Source organism: Thalassovita mangrovi, from assembly GCF_009857745.1.
In the GTDB taxonomy this organism is placed as follows: Bacteria; Pseudomonadota; Alphaproteobacteria; order Rhodobacterales; family Rhodobacteraceae; genus Thalassobius; species Thalassobius mangrovi.
On sequence record NZ_WWEN01000003.1, the window covers coordinates 491,583 to 513,263 of the forward strand.

19 protein-coding genes are annotated in these 21,681 nt (G+C 63.3%); 9 read left to right on the top strand and 10 right to left on the bottom strand.

Annotated elements, in window-relative coordinates:
* Positions 1 to 11: 11 nt before the first annotated feature.
* The 4 genes from GR167_RS08935 to GR167_RS08950 all read right to left on the bottom strand — a co-directional run bounded on the left by GR167_RS08935 (position 12) and on the right by GR167_RS08950 (position 3,800).
* Positions 12 to 623: a ribonuclease D gene (locus GR167_RS08935; RefSeq protein WP_160973120.1), complete on the bottom strand. Its 612-nt coding sequence runs from the start codon at positions 621 to 623 to the stop codon at positions 12 to 14.
* 668 nt (positions 624 to 1,291) lie between these two features.
* The gene (locus GR167_RS08940; RefSeq protein ID WP_160973121.1) at positions 1,292 to 1,906 is read right to left on the bottom strand and encodes a response regulator transcription factor; all 615 of its coding nucleotides are present in this window, start codon (positions 1,904 to 1,906) and stop codon (positions 1,292 to 1,294) included.
* 242 nt (positions 1,907 to 2,148) lie between these two features.
* Entirely contained in the window at positions 2,149 to 2,955 is an 807-nt protein-coding gene (locus tag GR167_RS08945; RefSeq protein WP_160973122.1) for an enoyl-CoA hydratase/isomerase family protein, read from the bottom strand.
* A gap of 62 nt (positions 2,956 to 3,017) precedes the next feature.
* Positions 3,018 to 3,800 carry an IclR family transcriptional regulator gene (locus GR167_RS08950; RefSeq protein ID WP_160973123.1) on the bottom strand — a complete coding sequence of 261 codons (783 nt, stop codon included), beginning with the start codon at positions 3,798 to 3,800 and terminating at the stop codon, positions 3,018 to 3,020.
* 117 nt (positions 3,801 to 3,917) lie between these two features.
* On the opposite strand from GR167_RS08950, the gene GR167_RS08955 reads away from it, so the two are divergent.
* The 3 genes from GR167_RS08955 to GR167_RS08965 all read left to right on the top strand — a co-directional run bounded on the left by GR167_RS08955 (position 3,918) and on the right by GR167_RS08965 (position 7,255).
* Entirely contained in the window at positions 3,918 to 6,074 is a 2,157-nt protein-coding gene (locus GR167_RS08955) for a malate synthase G (RefSeq protein WP_160973124.1), read from the top strand.
* A 2-nt stretch (positions 6,075 to 6,076) separates the two neighbouring features.
* Entirely contained in the window at positions 6,077 to 6,499 is a 423-nt protein-coding gene (locus tag GR167_RS08960) for a GlcG/HbpS family heme-binding protein (RefSeq protein ID WP_160973125.1), read from the top strand.
* 213 nt (positions 6,500 to 6,712) lie between these two features.
* Positions 6,713 to 7,255: a VOC family protein gene (locus GR167_RS08965; RefSeq protein WP_160973126.1), complete on the top strand. Its 543-nt coding sequence runs from the start codon at positions 6,713 to 6,715 to the stop codon at positions 7,253 to 7,255.
* On the opposite strand, the gene GR167_RS08970 is transcribed toward GR167_RS08965, so the two are convergent.
* Positions 7,256 to 7,810, bottom strand: coding sequence for a carboxymuconolactone decarboxylase family protein (locus GR167_RS08970; RefSeq protein WP_160973127.1), 555 nt, complete (start codon positions 7,808 to 7,810; stop codon positions 7,256 to 7,258).
* Positions 7,811 to 8,061: 251 nt separating this feature from the next.
* On the opposite strand from GR167_RS08970, the gene GR167_RS08975 reads away from it, so the two are divergent.
* From GR167_RS08975 to GR167_RS08990, 4 genes are all read left to right on the top strand, one after another.
* Entirely contained in the window at positions 8,062 to 8,502 is a 441-nt protein-coding gene (locus GR167_RS08975; RefSeq protein ID WP_160973128.1) for a GtrA family protein, read from the top strand.
* Positions 8,503 to 8,511: 9 nt separating this feature from the next.
* The gene (locus GR167_RS08980) at positions 8,512 to 10,095 is read left to right on the top strand and encodes an NAD(P)/FAD-dependent oxidoreductase (protein WP_160973129.1); all 1,584 of its coding nucleotides are present in this window, start codon (positions 8,512 to 8,514) and stop codon (positions 10,093 to 10,095) included.
* Between the two features lie 18 nt (positions 10,096 to 10,113).
* Positions 10,114 to 11,943, top strand: a complete 1,830-nt coding sequence (locus GR167_RS08985) for a hypothetical protein (RefSeq protein WP_160973130.1) — start codon at positions 10,114 to 10,116, stop codon at positions 11,941 to 11,943.
* Positions 11,944 to 12,016: 73 nt separating this feature from the next.
* On the top strand, positions 12,017 to 12,778 hold the full coding sequence (locus GR167_RS08990; protein WP_160973131.1) for an ion channel: 762 nt from the start codon (positions 12,017 to 12,019) through the stop codon (positions 12,776 to 12,778).
* A gap of 6 nt (positions 12,779 to 12,784) precedes the next feature.
* Here GR167_RS08990 and GR167_RS08995 read toward each other — a convergent pair whose 3' ends face one another.
* Entirely contained in the window at positions 12,785 to 13,672 is an 888-nt protein-coding gene (locus GR167_RS08995) for a LysR family transcriptional regulator (RefSeq protein WP_212769890.1), read from the bottom strand.
* 90 nt (positions 13,673 to 13,762) lie between these two features.
* Here GR167_RS08995 and GR167_RS09000 point away from each other — a divergent pair, with 90 nt between their 5' ends.
* Positions 13,763 to 14,302: a GNAT family N-acetyltransferase gene (locus tag GR167_RS09000; RefSeq protein ID WP_160973133.1), complete on the top strand. Its 540-nt coding sequence runs from the start codon at positions 13,763 to 13,765 to the stop codon at positions 14,300 to 14,302.
* Between the two features lie 3 nt (positions 14,303 to 14,305).
* On the top strand, positions 14,306 to 15,472 hold the full coding sequence (locus tag GR167_RS09005; protein ID WP_160973134.1) for an MFS transporter: 1,167 nt from the start codon (positions 14,306 to 14,308) through the stop codon (positions 15,470 to 15,472).
* 97 nt (positions 15,473 to 15,569) lie between these two features.
* Here the strand turns inward: GR167_RS09005 and gyrB are convergent, their stop codons facing one another.
* The 4 genes from gyrB to GR167_RS09025 all read right to left on the bottom strand — a co-directional run bounded on the left by gyrB (position 15,570) and on the right by GR167_RS09025 (position 21,636).
* Positions 15,570 to 17,987, bottom strand: coding sequence for a DNA topoisomerase (ATP-hydrolyzing) subunit B (gene gyrB, locus GR167_RS09010; protein WP_160973135.1), 2,418 nt, complete (start codon positions 17,985 to 17,987; stop codon positions 15,570 to 15,572).
* Between the two features lie 109 nt (positions 17,988 to 18,096).
* A complete protein-coding gene (locus GR167_RS09015) occupies positions 18,097 to 19,980 on the bottom strand; it encodes a polysaccharide biosynthesis protein (RefSeq protein WP_160973136.1) in 1,884 nt (627 codons plus the stop codon).
* 193 nt (positions 19,981 to 20,173) lie between these two features.
* Positions 20,174 to 20,785 carry a sugar transferase gene (locus GR167_RS09020; protein WP_212769891.1) on the bottom strand — a complete coding sequence of 204 codons (612 nt, stop codon included), beginning with the start codon at positions 20,783 to 20,785 and terminating at the stop codon, positions 20,174 to 20,176.
* Positions 20,782 to 21,636: an NAD-dependent epimerase/dehydratase family protein gene (locus GR167_RS09025; protein WP_160973137.1), complete on the bottom strand. Its 855-nt coding sequence runs from the start codon at positions 21,634 to 21,636 to the stop codon at positions 20,782 to 20,784. The genes GR167_RS09020 and GR167_RS09025 overlap by 4 nt, the downstream gene beginning before the upstream one ends.
* Positions 21,637 to 21,681 lie beyond the last annotated feature (45 nt).

Consider the following 21,681-nt stretch of genomic DNA (forward strand, 5'->3'; position numbering starts at 1 on the left):
CGGGGCCCAGGTCAGTGGGCGAAAATGTCGATCTCGGGCCAGCCGGCCAGGTCCAGCTTGGCACGGGTCGGCAGGAAATCGAAACACGATTGCGCCAGCTCGACCCGGCCTTCGCGTTCCAGCATACGGTCCAGTTCGGTTTTCAGCCGGTGCAGGTACAAAACGTCCGACGCGGCATAGTCGAGCTGCGCCGAGGTCAGATCGGGCGCGCCCCAGTCCGACATCTGCTGCTGCTTGGAAATGTCGGTGGACAGCAATTCGCCCAGCAGGTTCTTCAGCCCGTGCCGGTCGGTATAGGTGCGCACCAGTTTCGACGCGATCTTGGTGCAATAGACCGGCGCGGTCAGCGCCCCGAAGGCGTTGTAGAGCGCGGCGATGTCGAACCGCCCGAAATGGAACAGTTTCAGCACCTCGGGGTTTTCCAGCATCCGGCACAGGTTCGGCGCCGCCGTCTGGCCCTTTTCGATCTGCACGATATGGGCATTGCCGTCGCCGCCGGACATCTGCACCACGCACAGCCGGTCGCGATGCGGGTTCAGCCCCATGGTTTCGCAATCGATCGCCACGACAGGACCAAGGTCCAGCCCGTCCGGCAGGTCGTTCAGGTAAAGATGGTTCGCCATGGTGGTTCCTTCTGCGCCCCGCGCGGGGGTGACGATTCGAAAACTTGGGCGGTTTGGGGGAAATTCAGGGCCGGAACCGCCAGATTTGAAAGGGTTCTAGGGCATTTCGCGGGGCTTTGCCAAGCAGGGGCGGGGATTCGAATCGCGATTCCCTGCCGATGGAACGGCCAATACCAAGGTCCTGACGGGAAATTGACGCCGTTTTCGGCGGGTGAGCGGAAAAATTCGCAAATCAATATATTTTACAAATCATTGTTTTGTATGAGAAAAAACTTCTAAAAACGCGCCTTAGTCAGGCGGAATCTGTCAAAAGTATGTATTCCCATACCATTAACCGGATATTCGGCGGTCCGTGCTTCAAGGTAAAAACGATACCAAGGTACTGGTGATGAGTTCCTTTGTTCTAAGTAAGCGTAACGAGTAGTAAAGAGTTGTAGGAGCGCGAGTAGAAAACACGTCTAGGCAGTCAACCGTTGTTTTCGATGTCCCCCAAAAATCCTCGCGCTCCTTTTTCTCTCTCATCAGTTCTGTTTTTCTCTCTGATGTCCAAAGGCCCCGGCGTTTATCGCCGGGGTTCTTTCTTTTGGCGATGGTGCTGAGGGCCTGATCGGCAAAAAAAGACCCGGTGCACGGGGCACCGGGCGTTACAGTCGGCGGGGAAAAAGGGATCAGACCAGGCCGTAATCGCGCGCCAGCAGCGCCGCCTGGGTGCGGTTCTGCACGTTCAGCTTCTTGTTGATCAGGGTGACGAACTGTTTCACCGTGGTTTCCTGGATGCCCAGGTCGCGGGCGATATGCTTGTTCGTCTTGCCGGTGGCGAGTTCCCGCAGGATTTCGGTTTCGCGCTTCGACAGGTTTTCGAAGAAGGGATTTTCCGGCTGGTCGTCGGGTGATTCGAACAATTCGTCCGGCAGGTGCTTGCCGCCCATGGCGAGGTATTTCAGCGTGTGGGCGAAATAATCGGGCGTGGCGGATTTCGAAATGATCCCCGAGGCGCCCATGCGGATCGCCTCCAGCGCGTCGGAACGCGGGATCTGCCCCGACATCAGCGCCACATGATCGGTATTCGGCGCCGCCAGAACCTGGCGCAAGCCGGCCAGACCGTTCATGCCGGGCATCATGTAGTCGAGAACCACCAGATCGTACTGGGCGCCGTTTTCGATGATCTGCATGGCGGCGGGCAGGGTCCCGGCCTTGTCCACCTTCATGCTGCCGTCATGCGACAGGAAGGTCACCAGCATTTCGAGAAGGAGAAGATGATCGTCGGCCAAGAGAACGCGCATGAGCGAATATTTCCCGCCTTTCCTGATTACCAAGACAACTTTTTACCGGAATCAGCTTACCCGTTTTGTGCAGTTGACGGAACTGCGGCGGGCTTTGAAAATCGCATGAAATCAGGGTTATAAGTTCGTGTGCCGCGCACTAAGTGATGGCGAAACACGACTTAAGGCTAGTTTTCTGTGCGAAAGGCGAAGCCACTTTTGGGTGTTTCGCCTCTCCACTTGTCGCCTAAAGCACGAATCGCCTAATTCCCCCGGAATTTTGCCGGGCGTTTTTCGAAGAAGGAATCGATGCCCTCGTCGAAATCCTCGGAGGTATAGAGGATCGCCTGGGTGTCGCGTTCGGCAGCTAGGTAATCGTCGAATCCCATCGGCAGCCGGGCCAGCAATTGCTTGGTATAGCTGTTGGTCAGCGGCGCGCCTTGGGCGATTTCCTCGGCCAGCGCCAGTGAGTGGGCCAGCGTCGCACCGTCTTCGGCGATGTCTTCCACCGCGCCCCAGTCCTGCGCCGTGCGCGCGTCGATGGTGCGGCGGGTGAAGGCCAGCCACTTGGTCCGGCCCATGCCGATCCGGGCGCTCAGCGTGTGCAGCGATCCCAGGTCGGGGATCAGCCCCAGCTTGCCGAAGGGCAGTGAAAACTTTGCCTCCGGCGCTGCCACCACGATATCGCAGGCCGCCGCCAACGACATGCCCGCGCCGACGCACCAGCCTTCGACGGCCGCGACGACGGGTTTGGGCCCCTGCACAATCACACGCATTAGGTCGGCGGCGTCATTCATCCGTTCGCGCCCGGCGACCGAGGTGATCCCCTTCATCGTGGACAGGTCGCCGCCGGCGCTGAAATTGCCCTGCGCGCCGCAGATCACGATCACCCGCACCGTGTCGTCGCGCATCGCCTGTTGCAGCAGATCCTTCAGCGCCCCGCGCAGATCCGGTGACAGCGCGTTGCGCCGCTTCGGCTGGTTCAGCCAGATCAGCCGCGTCGCGCCCAGCGATACGGGAACGCACAATCCGTCGTCGGCGCCGGGTTCGGCCGGGATGGGCAGGGTCATCGGTTTATCCTCCTCTTTGCCGGGCATTGGTCGCATGAGGGGGCGATGCCGCACAAGACCGTTCAGCGCGCCGGGGGACGGCCGCCCAGGACCTCGGTCAGTTCATCGGCCAGCCGCATCACCACCGCGCCGGTTTCCGCCACCTTTTCCGGCGTCATCCGCGCTGCGAGCCCGGACACGGAAATGGCGCAGGCTGCTTCGCCCTGCGGCCCCCAGACCACGGCGGCGACGCAGCGCAGGCCCAGTACGAATTCTTCGTCATCCAGCGCGAATCCGCGGTCGCGAATCCGGGCGATTTCGTTGTGTACCGCGTCGCGGCTGGTCAGGCTGTGCGCCGTCATCGCGCGCAGTCCGTGGCGGTCGATGATGCGGTCGATGGCGTCGTCTTCCCAGGTCGCCAGGATCGCCTTGCCCATGCCGGAACACATCACCGGCACCCGCCCGCCGGGGGGCGATATCGCGCGCATGATTTCGCGGCTTTCCACCTGGGATATGGTGACGACCTCACCATCCTCGATCACGCCCAGATTAGCGGTTTCGCGGGTGATATCGCGCAACCGGCGCAGGAAGGGCAGGGCGGGGGCGACGAAGCTGCGCTGCTTGGCATAGGCCGATCCGACGGCAAAGGCCTGTTGCCCGATATGCCAGCGGCCGCTGGCGGCATCCGACTGCACGAAACCGCGCTGTTCCAGCGTGGTCAGCAAACGGTGTGTGGTGGACACGGCCAGACCCGCCTCCTTCGCAAGGTCAGACAGCCGCGCGCCATCGCTGACCTGCGCGATCCGTTCCAGCAGTTCCAGCGCCCGGTGCACCGATTGAACGCCGCCTGTTTGCTTCTCTGCCATGACATGCCTTTCCATTTTCGGAAGACACTTTTCCACGATATGGAAAACTTTGACAAGGGGCGAGACGGCATCCCGTGGTATTCTTATTCTGCGCGCAATCATGAAAGGAGAGTCGCGATGACTGATTACGTGACCCGCGCCGGGATTCAGGTGGCCAGCGAACTGGCTGAACTGGTAGAAACGCAGATCCTGCCCGATCTGGGGCTGGAGGCCGAAACGGTCTGGGCAGGCTATGCAAAGATGCTGGCCGATCTGGCGCCGGAAAACCGCCGCCTGCTGGAGGTCCGCGAAGACCTGCAGAAACAGATCGACGACTGGCTGGCCGCCCGCAAGGGGCAGGACTGGGATAACGACGCCTACCAGGCGTTCCTGCGCGAAATCGGATACCTGGTGCCCGAGGGCGAGGATTTCGAAATCACCACCGGAAACGTGGATGACGAAATCGCCCGTGTCGCGGGCCCGCAGCTGGTGGTGCCGGTGATGAACGCGCGTTTCGCGCTGAACGCTGCGAATGCGCGTTGGGGATCGCTCTATGACGCTCTGTACGGCACCGACGCCCTGCCGGGCGCGCCGGAAGGGACCGGTTACGATCCCAAGCGCGGTGCACAGGCGGTGGCCTGGGCCGCGGATTTCCTCGACAAGGCGGTGCCGCTGGTCGGCGCGTCGCATAAGGACGTGACCGCCTATCAGCGCAATGGCGCTGAACTGTCGGCGATGATCGACGGGCGTGACGTGCCCTTCGCCGATCCGGCCGCTTTCGTGGGCTATACCGAAGACGGCGACAAGGCGTCTTACATGCTGCGCCATAACGGCATGCATATCGAGCTGCTGATCGACCCGTCGCACCCGGTGGGGTCCACCCATCCGGCCGGCCTGCGCGACGTGGTGCTGGAAAGTGCGCTGACCGCGATCCAGGATTGCGAAGACAGCGTCGCGGCGGTGGATGCCGAGGACAAAACGGATGTCTACGCCAAGTGGCTTGGCCTGATGAAGGGCGATCTGGCCGAGACCTTCGAGAAGGGCGGCAAGCAGATGACCCGCCGCCTGGCCGAGGACAAGGTGCTGACCGCGCCGGACGGTTCCACGCTGACCCTGCAGGGCCGCGCGCTGCTGCTGGTGCGCAACGTGGGTCACCTGATGACCACCGACGCGGTGCTGATGGATGGCCAGGAAACCCCCGAAGGGATGCTGGACGCGCTGATCACCGTGGCCTGCGCCATGCATGACCTGAAGAAGACCGAAGGACCGCGCAATTCGCGCGCCGGATCGGTCTACGTGGTGAAGCCGAAGATGCACGGCCCCGAGGAAGTGGCCTTCGCCAATACCATGTATGGCCGGGTCGAAGACATCCTTGGCCTGCCCGCCAACACCGTCAAGCTGGGCGTGATGGACGAGGAACGCCGTACCTCGGCCAACCTCAAGGAATGTATCCGCGCGGTGAAGGACCGTCTGGTCTTCATCAACACCGGCTTCCTGGACCGGACCGGCGACGAGATCCATACCAGCATGAAGGCCGGGCCGTTCATTCCCAAGGGCGAGATGAAGGATGCCGGTTGGCTGTCCGCCTATGAGGACGGCAACGTCGATACCGGTCTTGCGACCGGCATGCAGGGCAAGGGCCAGATCGGTAAGGGCATGTGGGCGAAACCCGATGCGATGGCCGAAATGCTGGAGGCCAAGATCGGCCACCCGATGGCCGGCGCCAACACCGCATGGGTGCCGTCGCCCACCGCCGCGACGCTGCACGCCACCCATTATCACCAGGTCGACGTTTTCGCCCGTCAGGACGAAATCAAGGATCGCGCAGCGGCCAGCCGCGACGCGCTGCTGACCCCGCCGCTGCTGGCGGGCCGCAACCTGACCGAAGACGAGGTGCGCCGCGACGTGGACAACAACTGCCAGGGCATCCTGGGCTATGTTGTGCGCTGGATCGACCAGGGCGTGGGCTGTTCCAAGGTGCCCGACATCAACGATGTGGGCCTGATGGAAGACCGCGCGACGCTGCGGATTTCGTCGCAATACCTGGCGAACTGGCTGATGCACGGCCTGGTGACCGAGGATCAGGTGATGGAAAGCCTCAAGCGCATGGCGCTGGAAGTGGACCGCCAGAACGCGGGCGATGCGGCCTATACGCCGATGGCCCCGGGGTATGACGGCGTGGCCTTTGCCGCCGCCTGCGACCTGATCTTCAAGGGTGCGGAACAGCCTTCGGGCTATACCGAGCCGGTTCTGCATGCCCGCCGCCGCGAAGCCAAGGCGCAACAAGGAGCGTAATGATGATTACCGTAACCAGACTGGATTGCGCCGACGCGCGCGTGATGATCGAAGGCGCCCGCGCCAAGGCCGATGAGATCGGGGTGCCGATGTGCATCGCGATCACCGACGACGCCGGCAACCTGATCGCGTTCGAGCGGATGGATGGCGGCAAGGTGACCTCGACCACCATCGCGATCGACAAGAGTTTCACCGCCTCGGGCGCGAAGAAGGCGACCCATGAATACGGCGCGGCAGCCCAGCCGGGCGCGCCGGCCTATGGCATCGGGTCGGCTATCGGTGGCCGCTTGATGGTGGTGGGCGGCGGCCTGCCGGTCTTCGTGAACGGCGACTGCGTCGGCGGCATCGGCGTCAGCTCCGGCACCCCGGCGCAGGATACCGAAGTGGCCCAGGCCGGGCTCGACGCCTTCCTCGCCACGCTCTGAGCGGCGGGGCTGTTATCAAGATGTGCGCCCTTTCAGGGCGCGCATGATTTGCTTCGCCTGAAGGCGAAGCGGTGCGGGGGCGCTGCCCCCGTCGCGCCTTGCGCGACTCCCCCGGAGTATTTCGGCCAAGAAGAAGCCGCCGGGATTTTTCTGAAAAGGCTTGTTGGTTGCAAATGTAACCACTACGCCCTTCTGAAAAGGAGGACTCAAGCCATGAAAATCGAGAAGATTCACCACGTCGCCTATCGCTGCAAGGATGCCAAGGAGACGGTGGAATGGTACCGCGACATGCTGAACATGGATTTCATCCTGGCGATCGCCGAGGACCATGTTCCGTCAACCCATGAACCCGACCCCTACATGCACGTGTTCCTGGATGCGGGCGACGGCAACGTGTTGGCGTTTTTCGAATTGCCGACCAAGCCGGAGATGGGGCGCGATCCCAACACGCCGATCTGGGTGCAGCATATCGCCTTCAAGGTGAAGGATCGCGACGCCTTGGTCGAATTCAAGGAGCACCTGGAGGAGAAGGGCGTCGAGGTTCTGGGCGTCACCGACCATTCGATTTTCCATTCGATCTATTTCTTCGACCCGAACGGCCACCGGATCGAGCTGGCCTGCCCGGACCCGGAAGAAGACGCGATGCTGGAAAAGCTGAACGCGGTGAAATGGGAGATGCTGGAGGAATGGTCGCGCACCAAGAAAGCCCCTCGGCACGCGGACTGGATGCATAAGAAGGAATTGAGCGGGGTTTGATCAGCCCGTGAAGGGCTGGTCCGCCAGGTCCGCCGCGATATCGTCGTCCAGCGGCGTGTCGCAGCTGTTCAGGATATAGCCCAGCGTGGAATAGAACCCCACCGTGGCGATCACGTCGAAAAGGCCCTTTTCGCCGACAAGCGCGATCAGGGCCTTTTGCGTATCCGGCGACAGGCGCTTGGCGGTGAACAATTCGTCCACCGCGCCGGCGATGGTGGCGTCGTCCTTGTCCATGTCCGAGACAGGCCCGCGGATCGATCCGATCCGGGCATCCGACATGCCGCAGATGCGGGCGCGGTGCACGTGCTGGTTCCATTCGTAGGACGAGCCGAGATTGTGGCCGGTGCGCAGGATCGTCACCTCGCTCAGTTGCGCCCCGAGCGCGTTGTCGATCACCACGTGCTGGCGCAGCGGCGCCCAGGCCTTCAGCAGCTCGGGGTCATGCGCCATGGTGCGGTAGACGTTCAGCTTTCCGGCAAACCCGTCGCGCAGATCGGCGACCGCTTCGGGCCAGTCGGCATCGGTGATCGGGGGGAAGCGGAGCGGGTCGGTCATCGCATGGTCCTTGCTTTGGGTCTGGCAGCTGCGCCGGAAAATGAGGCGGCTGATGCAAAAAGCGAAGCCCTCACCTTTCGGCCCCGGTTAAATAAATGCCGGGGTTTAACCGTTATCCTGAGGGGTATCGATTCGCAAAGTTTCCGAAAATAGCGCCGTTTCCGCCGGTCGATTGGGAAAACCCACGCGGCGGAAAGGAAAACCGGCCCAACCGCGGGTCGTATATCGGTTCAGACGCCGGAAAGGCCGTTATGTTTTTCAAATTCCTTCTTTGTTCGGGACTGGCCGCGGCGCTGAATCTGATGTCGGGGCACCTGTTTTACGGCGTGTTGGGCTTCGACAGCCCGGTGGAATACCCGGTCTCGGTCGCCTTGGGGTTTGTCCTTGGGATGGGGGTGAGCTTCGTTCTGAACCGCGCCTATACCTACGACCCGTCCGGCCGTCCCCCGAAACAGGAGCTGCGGGATTTCTTCATTGTTTCGATTGTCGGCCTGGTTCTGACCACTCTGACGGCGCATCTGTTCCTGACCGGGCTGAGATGGCTGGCGGCCGGGCAATGGCCCCTGCCGGTCGCGGCGGAAGCGGTCGCGCATGTCATGGCGGTCGGTTTCACCGCCTTCTATTCCTTCTTCGCGCATATGCATGTGAGCTTCCGCCGAGCCCGTGCTGTATCCAGTTCTCTTGTCACCTAGGGATCGATCATGACCCAGAAGATCGCCGTCATCGTCGGGGCCGGCCCGGCCGGTCTGACCGCCGCTTACGAACTCGTCACCCGCACCGATATCAAGCCGGTCATATTCGAGGCCGACACCCAGGTCGGCGGCATTTCCAAGACCGTGAATTACAAGGGCAACCGGATCGATATCGGCGGCCACCGGTTCTTTTCCAAATCCGACCGGGTGATGGAATGGTGGACCCATATCCTGCCGCTGCAGGTGTTGAAGGACGGCGAGGAAGGGCTGACCATCACCTATCACCACCGCCAGCGCGAGGTGGATACCCACGGGCCGGCGGCGGATCCCGATCAGGTGGACGAGGTGATGCTGGTGCGCAACCGGGTGTCGCGCATCCTTTATGATCGCAAGATGTACGATTACCCGCTGAAATTCAGCCTGCAGACCTTCGCCAACCTGGGGGCGCTGCGCACGGCCAAGATCGTGGCGAGCTATGCCAAGGCGCGGCTGAACCCGATCAAGCCCGAGCGCACCCTGCGCGATTTCATCGTCAACCGGTTCGGGCAGGAGCTCTATGCCACCTTCTTCCGCGACTATACCGAAAAGGTTTGGGGCGTACCCTGCGAAGACATCCCCGCCGACTGGGGCGCGCAGCGGATCAAGGGGGTGTCGATCACCGGGCTGATCAAGAACATGCTGCGCAAGCTGAAGCCCGCCACCGGATCGCTGTCGCAGAAGGATACCGAAACCAGCCTGATCGAACGCTTTCTCTATCCCAAGCATGGGCCGGGGCAGCTGTGGGAAGTGGTGGCGCGCGAAATCGAGGCGCGCGGCGGCGAGATTCATTACCGCAACTTCGTCAGTGGCATTTCCCATGACGGCGCCCATATCAGCGGCGCCACCGTGACGGGACCGGATGGCGAGACCCGCGAGGTGAAGGCCGATTACCTGTTTTCCTCGATGCCGATCACCGAGTTGATCGGCGGCTGGGCCCCGCCCGCCCCGGCCGAGGTGCGCGAGGTGGCCGAGGGTCTGAGCTACCGCGACTTCATGACCGTGGGGATTTTGCTGAAGCGGCTGAAACTGGGCGGCGGTACCGATGCGCGCGGCCTGGCGGACAAGGTGCCGGACAACTGGATTTACATCCAGGACAACGACGTGAAGGTCGGGCGGCTGCAGATTTTCAACAACTGGAGCCCCTACCTGGTCGCCGATCCCGATACGATCTGGGTGGGGCTGGAATATTTCGTCAACGAGGGCGATGAATTCTGGACCATGGAGGAAGAGGCGCTGAAACAATTCGGCGCGGCGGAGCTGGAAAAGCTGGGCGTGGCCGATCCGGCCGATGTTCTGGACGCCGTGGTTGTGCGCACGAAAAAGGCATACCCGGCCTATTTCGGCACTTATGACCGCTTCAAGGAGGTCGAAACCTATACCAGGCAGTTCGACAACCTGTTCTGTGTTGGCCGCAACGGGATGCACCGCTACAACAACCAGGACCATTCGATGCTGACGGCAATGATCGCAGTCGATGGTATCGTCGACGGTCGCGATGTCCGCGAGGAATTGTGGGACATCAACACCGAAGAGGAATATCACGAGAGCAAGTAAGGCCGCGGAAGACATCGAATGACGTTGAAGCCCGATCCCAATGGCGATCTGACCGGCAGCAGGTTCACCTACCGGCTGGCGTTCCTGGTGGCGCTGCTGATCTACACGATGCTGCACTGGCAGGGTCTGGGGGATCTGTTCACCTATCTGACGCTGCCGGACAACGATGATGCGATGCGCCTGGTACAGGTGCAGGATTTGCTGGCCGGGCAGGGCTGGTTCGACATGGTGCAGCACCGGGCGATGCCGCCCGACGGGTTGTCGCTGCACTGGTCGCGGCTGGTCGATCTGCCGCTGGCCGGGCTGACCCTGTTTTTCCAGCAGTTCACCGCGCCGGACAGGGCGCTGGCGCTGACGGCGGCGCTTTGGCCGGCGCTGCTTTTCGTTGCTTACCTGGCGATCGTCGGGCGGGTGGCGTCGCGGGTTTTTGGCACGATTGCCGCCAGTTTCGCGGTGGTCGCGGCAGCGGCGACGCCCGGCTTGTCCTTCAGCATCTTCCCGCCCGGCCGGGTCGATCATCACAGCGTGCAGGTGATCTGCATGGCGCTGGTCATATCGGCGCTGATCCTGCCCGGGCGGCCGGTGCTGCGCGGGGTGATGGGCGGGCTGGTCGCGGCGGTGTCGCTGGCGGTCGGGCTGGAAACCATCGTGGTGCTGGCGCTGGCCGGGGTGGTGCTGACCGTGCAGCATGTGCTGGATCATCCGGGCGCCACCGATCGTCTGGTGGGATACGGGATCGCATTGGGCGGGGCTGCGCCCTTGCTGTTCATGATCCAGACCGATCCGGCGCTTTGGGCGGTGCCGCGCTGCGATCAGCTGTCGCCGCCGGTACTGGGGATCACCTCGGCGGCGATGGCCTTTGCGCTGATCACCTATCTCAGCCGGGAAACGGTGAGGTCGAAACGGGCGCGCGGGGCGATGGCGGCGGTCATGATCGTGGCGATCCTGGCCGGGCTGTGGCCGATGCTCAGCCCGTGCCGGGAAGGGCCGTTTTCGATGCTGCCGCCCGAGGTGCGCCACCTGATCCTGAGCCGCATCACTGAATCCCTGTCGGTGGTGCGGATGTTCGAAAGAAATCCCGGTTTCGCCACCCAGCTGGTCCTGCCGCTGGCGCTGGTTTCTGCGCTGCTGATCTGGCAGCTGATCGGCAGTGCCAGGGGCGCGCGGTCGGCCGTTTCGGTCCTGCTGGTCTTCACCCTGCTGGGGCTGGCCGGTCTGTTTTACCAGATTCGGGTGATGATCTGGGGGCTGGCGGTCCTGCCGCTGGGCTTCGGCGCCGCGATGGCCTGGGCGGTGGGGCGCGACTGGGGCGGGTGGCGTTGGGCGAAGGCGGCGCTGTTGCCCGTCGTCGGCATTCTGGTGATCTATCCGCATGTTTTCACCCAAAGCCCGCTTTTCGCGGCGGCCCTGATTGGGGAAAACCAGCCGGTGAATGGCAAGCTGGCGAGCGCCGATCAAAACTGCAGCCGCCGCGACAAGTTCGACGGGTTGCAGGATATCGAACCGATGGCGGTGCTGGCGCCGCTGAACCTGGGCACCAAGATCCTGCTTTATACGCCGCATTCGATCTTCGCCGCGCCCTATCACCGCGCGCCCGAAGCCTATTGGAACGGCACCCTGGCCTTCAGCGGGTCGGATATGGACATGGCGCGGCGGCTGCGCACGACCCGGGCCGATTACGTGCTGGTCTGCGACGGCGAGGTCTATGGCAAAGCCGACAGTATCGGATCGCGGCTTGCCCGCGGCGAGGTGCCGGCGTGGCTGCAACCGGTCGATACCGGCGGCGGGCCGATCCGGCTGATGCGGGTGGACCGGGCCAGGCTGGCGCCCTTCGTGAACGGCAGCTGAGGCCGCGCCGCCCGATCTGGTCAGGGCGGCCACCATATGCGAAAATGCCTTGGAAAGACGCAGGGGATCGGCAGTGCTGGAAAAGATCAGGTCGCTTTACGAAGGCGAAACGCCCCAGGCGCATCGGTTCCGCTATGCCGTTCTGGCCTTCGATTTCGTCACCATCTTTTTCGTCATCGCCACTTCGTTCTTTCCCAGGACCCTGGCGGTGGAAATCGCCGATGCGATTTTCGGCCTCCTGATCCTGCTGGATTTCTTCATCCGCTTCTGGCTGGAAACCGAAAAGGGCCGGATGTGGCTGCGGCTGGCCACCTGGGCCGATATCGCCGCCGTCCTGTCCTTTCTCGCGCCGATCGCGGGCGAAGGGTTCGGGTTTCTGCGCATCCTGCGCACGCTGCGGCTGCTGCACACCTATCAGTTGCTGTCGCGGCTCAGGCAGGATTTCAAATTCTTCCGCGAAAACGAAGACGTGGTGCTGGCCTCGATCAACCTCGGCGTTTTCCTGTTCGTGATGACCGGGCTGATCTATGCCACCCAGGAAGCGGTCAATCCGCTGATCGGCAATTACGCCGACGCCCTTTATTTCACCGTCACCACGCTGACCACCACGGGGTTCGGCGACATCACCCTGACCGGGCCGTGGGGGCGGATGTTGTCGGTGGGGGTGATGATTTTCGGCGTCACCCTGTTCTTGCGGCTGCTGCAGGTGCTGTTCCGCCCTTCCAAGGTGCGCCATGAATGTGAAGTCTGCGGGCTGGTGCTGCACGATGCCGACGCGGTGCATTGCAAGCATTGCGGCACGGTGCTGCATATCCGGACCGAGGGCGACGTATGAGGGCGCTCAGCCGCGCAGCCCCTTTTCAAGGGCGCCGATCACCTGCCGCAGCCCGGCCGTAAGGCGCTTGTCGCGCCGGACCATAAGGCCAAGGCTGCGCGTCAGGCGCGGCACCAGGGGCACCGCCCCAAGGCCCCCGCCTTGTTCCTTGGCGACCGACGAGGCGGGCAGAACCGACCAGCCCAACCCTGCCGCGACCATTTCCTTGATCGCTTCGACGCTGCCGAGCTCCATCACCGGCTTGGCGGTCACGCCGGAATCCTGGAACCAGCGGTCGATCAGCAGGCGCGTGTGCCCGGCGTCTTCGTAAAGGACCAGCGGCCGCGCGGCGAGAGTTTTGGCCGTGACCGGCCCGTCCGGCGTTTCACCGGCGGGAAAGATCGCCATCAGGTCCTCGGTGAACAGCGGGGTCGTTTCCAGCGATCTGCCGGCCGCGGGCAGGGTGACCAGCGCCAGGTCGAGAGCGTTTTCTTCCAGCAGGCGCTGGATGTCGGGGCTGTTCCCGGTGCGCACGACGCATTCCAGCCCGGGTATCCGGCGCGACAGGTCCCCCAGGATCGGCGGCAGCAGGTAGATGCAGGCGGTCGCCCCGGTTCCGATCCGGACCCGCCCGGCGCTGCCGGCGCGAAACGGCTGCACTGCGTCCTGAACCGTCTCCAGCTCGTCGTGAATCCGGTGTGCGCTTTGCAGCACCAGCCGCCCGACATCGGTCGGCTGCACCTTGCGACCGCACCGTTCCACAAGACGCGCGCCGAAATAGCGTTCGAGCTGCTGAATTTGCTGGCTGACGGCCGGCTGCGACAGCCGCGCCTTTTCGGCCGCGGCGGAAAAGGTGCCCAATTCAACGACATCGATCAGGATGTCGAGATGCTGGAGTGTCAGGGTATTTTTCAAAGCGTACCTTATACCTTGTATAAATTGCATATCATTTTCTTTTCTTTCGGGAAATGCGAATTTGTCCCGGAAACGATTGAGGAACACATCATGACGTCCGGTGATTCACTGATTCTGCGGGACTGCGGCCCCGACGACATTCCCGCGATACAAAGCATCTATGCCGATGCGGTTCTGACCGGCACGGCGAGTTTCGAACTGGTGCCCCCGAGCGTCGATGAAATGCGCGCCCGCTGGGAAAACATCACCGGCGGCGGCTATCCCTATCTGGTCGCAGTGCTGGACGGCGAAGTGGCCGGTTATGCCTATGGCGGCGCCTACCGGGCCAGGCCCGCCTATCGCGGCAATGTCGAAAATTCGGTCTATGTGCGCAAGGATTGCCAACGCGGGGGCGTCGGCCGCGCGCTGCTGGAGGAGCTGATCCTGCGCTGCACCGAAAGCGGGTTTCGCCAGATGATCGCAGTGGTCGGCGATTCCGCCAATGCCGGGTCCATCGGCCTGCATCGCAGCCTCGGCTTCGATCTTGTCGGCACGCTCCGCTCGGTCGGCTGGAAACACGGGCGCTGGCTCGATACCGTGCTGATGCAGCGCGCGCTCGGGCCGGGGGACAGCACGGCTTTCGAGGGGTAGGCAATGCTTTCGCGCCCCGCGGTCGCCGCGATCGGTCTGACCCAGATGGTGAACTGGGGGCTTTCCTACTATGCGCTCGGCGTTTTCGGACCCGCCATCGGTGCCGATCTGGGGTTATCGCCCGAACTGACCTATGGTGGCTTCTCGCTCGCTCTCGTGGTGATGGGACTGAGTTCGGGCTGGCTTGGCCGTCAGCTGGACCGTCATGGCGGCCGGGCGGTGATGTCGGCGGGGTCGTTGCTGCTGGCGCTTGGGTGTTTCGCCCTAAGCCAGGCGCGGGGCGTGCCGCTTTACCTCACCGGCTGGCTGGTGCTGGGCGTGGGCATGCGGATGTGCCTTTATGAGGCCGCCTTCGCGGCGCTGGTCCAGGTGGGCGGCGCCGCCGCGCGCCCGGCGCTGTCGCAGATCACCTTGCTGGGCGGCCTGGCCTCGACCGTGTTCTGGCCGCTGGGGCATCTGCTGCAGGAAACGATCGGCTGGCGGAACGGGATGATGGTCTATGCGGGCATCGCGCTGACGATGATCCCGCTTTACCGGCTGCTTGCCGCGCCGGGGCGGTCGGCGGAGGGGATGGAAAAGCATAGCACCGGGACCCGGATCGTTCCCGGGCAACGTGTTGCGGCGCTGCTTTTCGCCGCTCTCGTCGCCGCCACGGCCTTTCTCAGCTCCGGCCTGTCCGCGCATCTGATTGGAATCCTTTCGGGGCGGGGCCTGTCGCCGGAACTCGCGGTTTCGCTCGCGGCCCTGCCCGGCATCGCGCAATCCACGGCGCGGCTGGCCGAGATCGTCTTCGGTCGCTGGTTGGACCCGAGGCGGCTGGCGCTACTTGCCTCCGGGATTCTGACGCTGGGGATGCTGGCGGGGTTCGGCATCGCCGGGGCGGGCCTGGCGGCGCTGGTCTTCGTCCTGGCCTATGGCGCGGGCAACGGTTTGCTGACCATCACGCGGGGCAGCCTGCCGCTGGTGTTGTTCCCGGTGGACGATTACGCGATGATTGCGGGGCGGCTGATCGGCCCGTCCTTCTATGGCGCGGCGGCGGCGCCCGTCGTCTTCGCCGCCCTGATCGACGGCTTTGGTCCGCAAGCGGCGACGGGGCTGAGTGTGCTGCTGGCCCTGACGGCCGTTGGATGCGCCTGGGGGCTGTACCGGCTGCGCAATACGGGCATGTGACGCCGTCGCGCATAAAGGGGGAGAGCACGCGCCCCAATTGTTTACGGCGCGCAAATCCATGCGCGCCGTGAGATTTTAGCGGTGTCCCGGCAAGCGATCAGAAATCGAGGTTTTCCACGCTCAGCGCGTTCTGCTGGATGAATTCGCGGCGCGGTTCCACCACGTCACCCATCAGCTTGGTGAACAGGTCGTCGGCCTCGGTCATGTCCTCGATCCGGACCTGCAGCAGGGTGCGCGCTTCGGGGTCCAGCGTGGTTTCCCACAGCTGATCGGGGTTCATTTCGCCCAGACCCTTGTAGCGCTGCAGCGTCAGGCCCTTTTCGCCTTCCCTCAGGATCGCGTCGAGCAGGTCCAGCGGCCCGTGGATCAGCACGCTGCGGTCCTTGCGGATCAGCGTGGCGGGCAGCTCGTACACCTCTTGCAGCGACTTGGTGAAGCTGCCGGTCTTGCGCGCCTCGCCCGAACGCATCATCGGGCCGTCTAGGGTGCGGACTTCCTCGACCCCGCGCAGGATGCGGGCCAGGCGGATGCCGTGATCCTGGGTGATCCGGCCCTGCCAGCCGCGTTCGTATTCCAGCGCGATGTCGTCGAGCCGTTTCGCCACCTTGTCGGCAACGCCCTGCAGGTCGGCATCCACCGCGCCGGGCACGAAGGCCCCGGCGATCGCCGCCTGTTCCAGGATGTGGCGCGGGTAATGGGTCGGGAAGGCGTCCAGCACGCGCTTGAGCTGGCGGGCCTCTTCGACCACGCGTTTCAGGTCGGCCCCGGCGATTTCCATGCCGCTGCCCAGTTTCAGCACCGTGTCCTGGGTGCCCTGTTCGACCAGGTAATCATCCAGCGCCGCCTGGTCCTTCAGATAGACCTCGGATTTGCCGCGGCTGACCTTATAGAGCGGCGGCTGCGCGATATAGAGGTAACCGCCTTCGATCAGTTCCGGCATCTGCCGGTAGAAGAAGGTCAGCAGCAGGGTCCGGATGTGGGCGCCGTCGACGTCCGCATCGGTCATGATGACGATCTTGTGGTAGCGCAGCTTTTCGATGTTGAATTCGTCGCGCCCGATGCCGGTGCCAAGCGCCATCACCAGGTTGCCGATTTCCTGGCTGCTGAGCATCTTGTCGAAGCGCGCGCGTTCCACGTTCAGGATCTTGCCGCGCAGCGGCAGGATCGCCTGGGTGCGGCGGTCGCGGCCGGTCTGGGCCGACCCGCCGGCGGAGTCGCCCTCGACCAGGAAGACTTCGGTCTTCGACGGGTCCTTTTCGGAACAGTCCTTCAGCTTGCCGGCAAGGAAGTTCACGTCCATCGCCGTCTTGCGCCGGGTCAGTTCGCGCGCCTTGCGGGCCGCTTCACGGGCCAGCGCCGCCTCGATGATCTTGCCGACGATCATCTTGGCCTCGTTGGGGTTTTCCTCGAACCATTCGGACAGCTTTTCACCGGCCAGGCTTTCCACCGCCGGGCGCACTTCGGAGCTGACCAGCTTGTCCTTGGTCTGGGAGCTGAACTTCGGATCGGGCACCTTGACAGACAACACGCAGGTCAGGCCTTCGCGGGCGTCGTCGCCGGTGAAGTTGATCTTTTCCTTCTTGGCGATGCCGCTGTCCTGGGCGTATTTCGTCAGCGTCCGGGTCAGCGCGCCGCGGAAACCGGCCAGGTGGGTGCCGCCGTCGCGCTGCGGGATGTTGTTGGTGAAGGGCAGCACGGTTTCGTGGTAGCTGTCGTTCCACCACATCGCCAGTTCGACGCCGATATCGTCCTTTTCGCCGACCACGTAGATCGGTTCGGCCATCAGCGGATGCTTGGAGCGGTCGAGGTATTTGACGAATTCCTTCACGCCGCCATCATAGAAAAGTTCCTTCCTCAGCGGTTCGGCGGGGCGTTCGTCTTCGAGGATGATGCGCACGCCGGAATTCAGGAAGGCCAGTTCGCGCAGGCGCTTTTCCAGCGTCTCGAAGGAATATTCGAGGTTCGAAAACGTGTCGGTCGAGGCGAGGAAACGCACCTCGGTGCCCTTTTCGCCTTCCGCGTCGCCGACGACGCGCAGGTGTTCGGTGCAGTCGCCATGTTCGAACTTGGCGTAATGTTCCTTGCCGTTGCGCCAGATGCGCAGCTCCAGCCACACCGACAGCGCGTTCACCACCGACACGCCGACGCCGTGCAGACCGCCGGACACCTTGTAGGAATTGCTGTCGAACTTACCGCCGGCGTGCAGCTGGGTCATGATGACCTCGGCCGCGGAAACGCCTTCTTCCTCGTGGATGTCGACCGGAATCCCGCGCCCGTTGTCGCGCACCGACACGCTGCTGTCGGCGTGAATCTTCACCCGAACGAAATCCGCGTGACCCGCCAGCGCCTCGTCGATGCCGTTATCGACGACCTCGTACACCATGTGGTGCAGGCCCGATCCGTCATCGGTATCGCCGATATACATGCCCGGACGCTTGCGGACAGCTTCCAAGCCCTTGAGAACCTTGATAGAATCCGCGCCGTATTCCTGCGAGTTTTGCTCGGTTTCGGACATTCAGCCCATCCTTTGTTATTGTCAGGAATATATACGAAACCTTGCGGGGAATGTCACGTCCCACACCAGATTTCGCGGGTCCCCGGCAGGCGGGGATGTTTGGGCCGTTTCAGGCTTCGGTCACGCTGGCCGATTCCGTCGTCACCGCCGGATTTTGTTCGACCCAGCGGCACACCACGGCGCGGGCCGCTTCGGTATCGGCGGCCTCGATCGCGTTGCGCAGATCCTTCAGCGCGGTGGCCATTTCGATTTCCGAAAGGAAGCCTTCCTGCGCGCGCAGGATCTTGGGATGCGGCGTGGTCAGCATGTCGGGGCTGATCAGCAGTTCCTCGATCAGCTTCTCGCCCGGGCGCAGGCCGGTGACCAGGATCTCGATATCGCCATGCGGGTGTTCATCGTCCTTCACGGTGAAGCCCGCGCCTTCGATCATCTGGCGTGCCAGTTTGCGGATCGGCACCAGGTCGCCCATGTCGAGCACGAACAGGTCGCCGCCCCGGGCGAAGGACCCGGCCAGCAGCACCAGCCGCGCCGCTTCGGAAATGGTCATGAAATAGCGCGCGACATCGTTATGGGTCAGCGTCACCGGACCGCCGCGGGCGATCTGTTCCTCGAACAGCGGGATGACCGATCCCGACGATCCCAGCACATTGCCGAACCGGACCATCGAATAGAGCGTCGTCTGCGACCGGGTCGCCAGGTCCTGCACCACCAGTTCGGCCAGACGCTTCGACGCGCCCATGACGTTGGTCGGGCGCACCGCCTTGTCCGACGACACCAGGATGAACCGTTCGACCCCGGCGACGCGCGCCGCCTCGGCGACGGTGCGGGTGCCTATCACGTTGTTGCGCAGCCCGGCGATTTCGTTCTTTTCCACCATCGGCACATGCTTGTAGGCCGCGGCGTGCAACACGATATTGACCGAATTGTCCTCGAAGGTCTGCTTCAGCAGGATCGGATCGCAGACCGATCCCAGCACCGAGGTCACCCGGACGTTCGGAGCCAGTTCCTGCAATTCCTTTTCGATCGAATAGAGCGCCAATTCGCTGTGATCGAGAAGGATCAGGTTGTCCGGTTCGCAGGCCACCAGCTGACGGCACAGTTCGGACCCGATCGATCCGCCGGCGCCGGTGACCAGGATGCTTTGCGATTTATAGGTATGCGCCACGGTGGGCAGTTCGCTTTCCAGACCGTTGCGGCCGAGAAGATCGCCGATGGATACCGGCGTGCTGCGCTTGGAAATGTCGCGGTCGGTGATCAGTTCGGCGAAGGACGGCAGCGAATGGACTTCGCAGCCCATGGCGCGCAGGCGCAGCGCGATGCGGGCCTGGATCGAAGGGGCGGCGGTCGGCATCGCCAGCACCACGCGGTCGACCGCCTTGCGCGCGATCAGGTCCTTCAGGCGGCTGCTTGCGTAAACCGGGGTGCCGACCAAGGTCAGGCTTTGCAGGCGCGGGTTGTCGTCGACGAAGGCGACCAGATCGACCTGATCGTCGGTGCGCAGCGCAGCGGCCAGTTGCTGACCGGTCTGGCCGGCGCCGTAGATGATGACGCGGGTCTGTTTGCGGCCGCGGCGATAGATCGTCCGGACGATTTCCCGCAGCACCATGCGCGACGTCACCACCGCGATCAGATAGACCATCCCGAAAATCGCCAAAGACGCGCCGGGCAGCGGTCCGCCGAACACGATATTCAGCGCGATGCCAGCCAGCCCCAGGATGGAGGCCAGCCCGGCGGTGCGGTGAATCCCGCCCGTTTCGAAGGCATTCAGCCGGATGCGCGGCAGCCCGAGGGTCTGCGCGATCCCCGGGGCCAGCAGGGTCAGGATTGCGGCCAGGGTGAAGAACCCGGCGGGGATGTGACCCTGAAAGATTTCGGCGTGGCTCAGCAGCAGGGTAATGCCCAGGGATACGGGCACCAGAACCATGTCGATGAACAGGAAGATAAGAGCTTTGTGCCAGTCCTTAAGACCGCTGGCAAAGCTAAACAGGGACATTATCAGCCTCCAGTGTGGCCGGGGTATTCAATTTGACGCAACTTACTGAAAGCATTCGAGACACGGGTTAAAGGTTGCCGAGTAGTTAAAGTTTTTCGGGCAATTCCCTGATGACTGTATTTTTCGCATTCCAATAGCGCAAGGCCGGAGTACCCTATCTGTATGTTTTTGGGCGAGTTGTTGCCTTCAATCCCTACTTGAGCGGGAGTTTTCGGAACACCGTTTTCAACATCAGCAAAAAATCTAGGCAAAGGCTACGCCGGTGTTGGTAAATTATATCCAAAGCGGCTTTGCGCGGAATACAGCGGCGGATATAGGCCCGTTCGGTTTCCGCCGGAGTCCGGCATTCCGACAGGATGTTTTCTTCGTGTTTGTGAAACAGAACCGTGGCCAGCCCGGTAATGCCGGGGCGCGATTGCAGCACCTGGCCATAGAGTTCGGGGAACATTTCCACATAGCGGTGCAGCGGCGGACGCGGACCGACGAAGGAAATGTCGCCGCGCAGGATGTTCCACAGCTGCGGGATTTCATCCAGCCGGTAGCGCCGCAGGAAGGCCCCAGTCCGTGTGATCCGCGCCGACTTGTCGCCGCCCGAAACACCGCTGTCCTTTTCGACCACCGTCATGGTGCGGTATTTCCACAGCATGAAGGGTTCGTCGGCGGTTTTCATCCGTTCCGAGATATACAGAACCGGACGGCCGTCGCGGATCAGGATCACCAGGGTCAGAATGACGATCAGCGGCGACAGCAGCACGGCCAGGAACAGCGCCGCGGCCAGGTCGAACAGGCGTTTTGACCAGGTCATGCGCGTGCCCTCCAGTGCAGCCAGTCCCGCACGATATGATCCGGGTCGCCGTCATCGCGGGGCAGGGGGGCAAGCCGGTGCAGGCACTCGGTGTTCAGAACGGCGATTTCGCGCGCCGCGTCCGGCGCCGGTTGCCAGTCGAAGGGAATGCCCGCCGCGTGCAGCAGCGCATCCATCGTCACCGGGCGGGAGGCGCCGATATTCACGGCTTCGGGCAGATCGGTCAGTGGGCGAAGCGCCAGCGCCTCGATCGCGCGGGCCAGGTCCGACGGCGCGATATAGCTGCGCGCGGGGCCGTGGCCTGATGCGAAACGGTGCAGGGTCAGCGGGGTTTTGACTTCGGCTGCCTGATAGGCATCGACCGAGGCGGCCAGGCTTTCCGCCCCGGCCACCGATCCGATCCGCAAACAGCAGCTTCGCGGGCCGGTTTCCGACCGCACGGCGATTTCCATATCGGCCTTGGCCGCGCCGTATGCGTTCGGCGCGCCGACGGGATCGTCCTCGCCCAGCGGGGCGTCCGACGGCGCATAGACGGCGATGGAGGACGCGTGCAGCACCCGGTCGGCCCCGGTGGCGCGGGCGATGCGCATCGCCTCCAGGCCGAGATCGGTATTGGCGGCAAGCGCCCGGGCGTCGCCCGATGTCACGCCCCAAAGCGACAGCACCGCGTCGATGGTACCCAGGTCTTCGGCCGGGTCGCCCGGCGCGAAACGGATGCAATCGGCGGCATCGGGTGCGGCATCGCGGAACTGATAGATCACCCGCAGCCCTTGCGGTGTTTCTGCCGACCAGACAGCGCGCAAAAGGCGCCCGACCTTGCCGGACGCCCCCAGAACCAGAATTGTCTTCACGTCTTGCCCCGTCACCGGCGGTGATACCCTTGCCGTGTTTTTCTT

What these genes read in the sequence shown, in the direction of transcription:
- GR167_RS09015 (WP_160973136.1), bottom strand. Translation starts at nt 19,980, where the DNA reads ATGTCCCTGTTTAGCTTTGCCAGCGGTCTTAAGGACTGGCACAAAGCT.
- GR167_RS09005 (WP_160973134.1), top strand. Translation starts at nt 14,306, where the DNA reads ATGCTTTCGCGCCCCGCGGTCGCCGCGATCGGTCTGACCCAGATGGTG.
- GR167_RS09000 (WP_160973133.1), top strand. Translation starts at nt 13,763, where the DNA reads ATGACGTCCGGTGATTCACTGATTCTGCGGGACTGCGGCCCCGACGAC.
- GR167_RS08980 (WP_160973129.1), top strand. Translation starts at nt 8,512, where the DNA reads ATGACCCAGAAGATCGCCGTCATCGTCGGGGCCGGCCCGGCCGGTCTG.
- GR167_RS08965 (WP_160973126.1), top strand. Translation starts at nt 6,713, where the DNA reads ATGAAAATCGAGAAGATTCACCACGTCGCCTATCGCTGCAAGGATGCC.
- gyrB (WP_160973135.1), bottom strand. Translation starts at nt 17,987, where the DNA reads ATGTCCGAAACCGAGCAAAACTCGCAGGAATACGGCGCGGATTCTATC.
- GR167_RS09020 (WP_212769891.1), bottom strand. Translation starts at nt 20,785, where the DNA reads ATGACCTGGTCAAAACGCCTGTTCGACCTGGCCGCGGCGCTGTTCCTG.
- GR167_RS08985 (WP_160973130.1), top strand. Translation starts at nt 10,114, where the DNA reads ATGACGTTGAAGCCCGATCCCAATGGCGATCTGACCGGCAGCAGGTTC.
- GR167_RS08960 (WP_160973125.1), top strand. Translation starts at nt 6,077, where the DNA reads ATGATTACCGTAACCAGACTGGATTGCGCCGACGCGCGCGTGATGATC.
- GR167_RS08950 (WP_160973123.1), bottom strand. Translation starts at nt 3,800, where the DNA reads ATGGCAGAGAAGCAAACAGGCGGCGTTCAATCGGTGCACCGGGCGCTG.
- GR167_RS08975 (WP_160973128.1), top strand. Translation starts at nt 8,062, where the DNA reads ATGTTTTTCAAATTCCTTCTTTGTTCGGGACTGGCCGCGGCGCTGAAT.
- GR167_RS08970 (WP_160973127.1), bottom strand. Translation starts at nt 7,810, where the DNA reads ATGACCGACCCGCTCCGCTTCCCCCCGATCACCGATGCCGACTGGCCC.
- GR167_RS08935 (WP_160973120.1), bottom strand. Translation starts at nt 623, where the DNA reads ATGGCGAACCATCTTTACCTGAACGACCTGCCGGACGGGCTGGACCTT.
- GR167_RS08955 (WP_160973124.1), top strand. Translation starts at nt 3,918, where the DNA reads ATGACTGATTACGTGACCCGCGCCGGGATTCAGGTGGCCAGCGAACTG.
- GR167_RS08940 (WP_160973121.1), bottom strand. Translation starts at nt 1,906, where the DNA reads ATGCGCGTTCTCTTGGCCGACGATCATCTTCTCCTTCTCGAAATGCTG.
- GR167_RS08945 (WP_160973122.1), bottom strand. Translation starts at nt 2,955, where the DNA reads ATGACCCTGCCCATCCCGGCCGAACCCGGCGCCGACGACGGATTGTGC.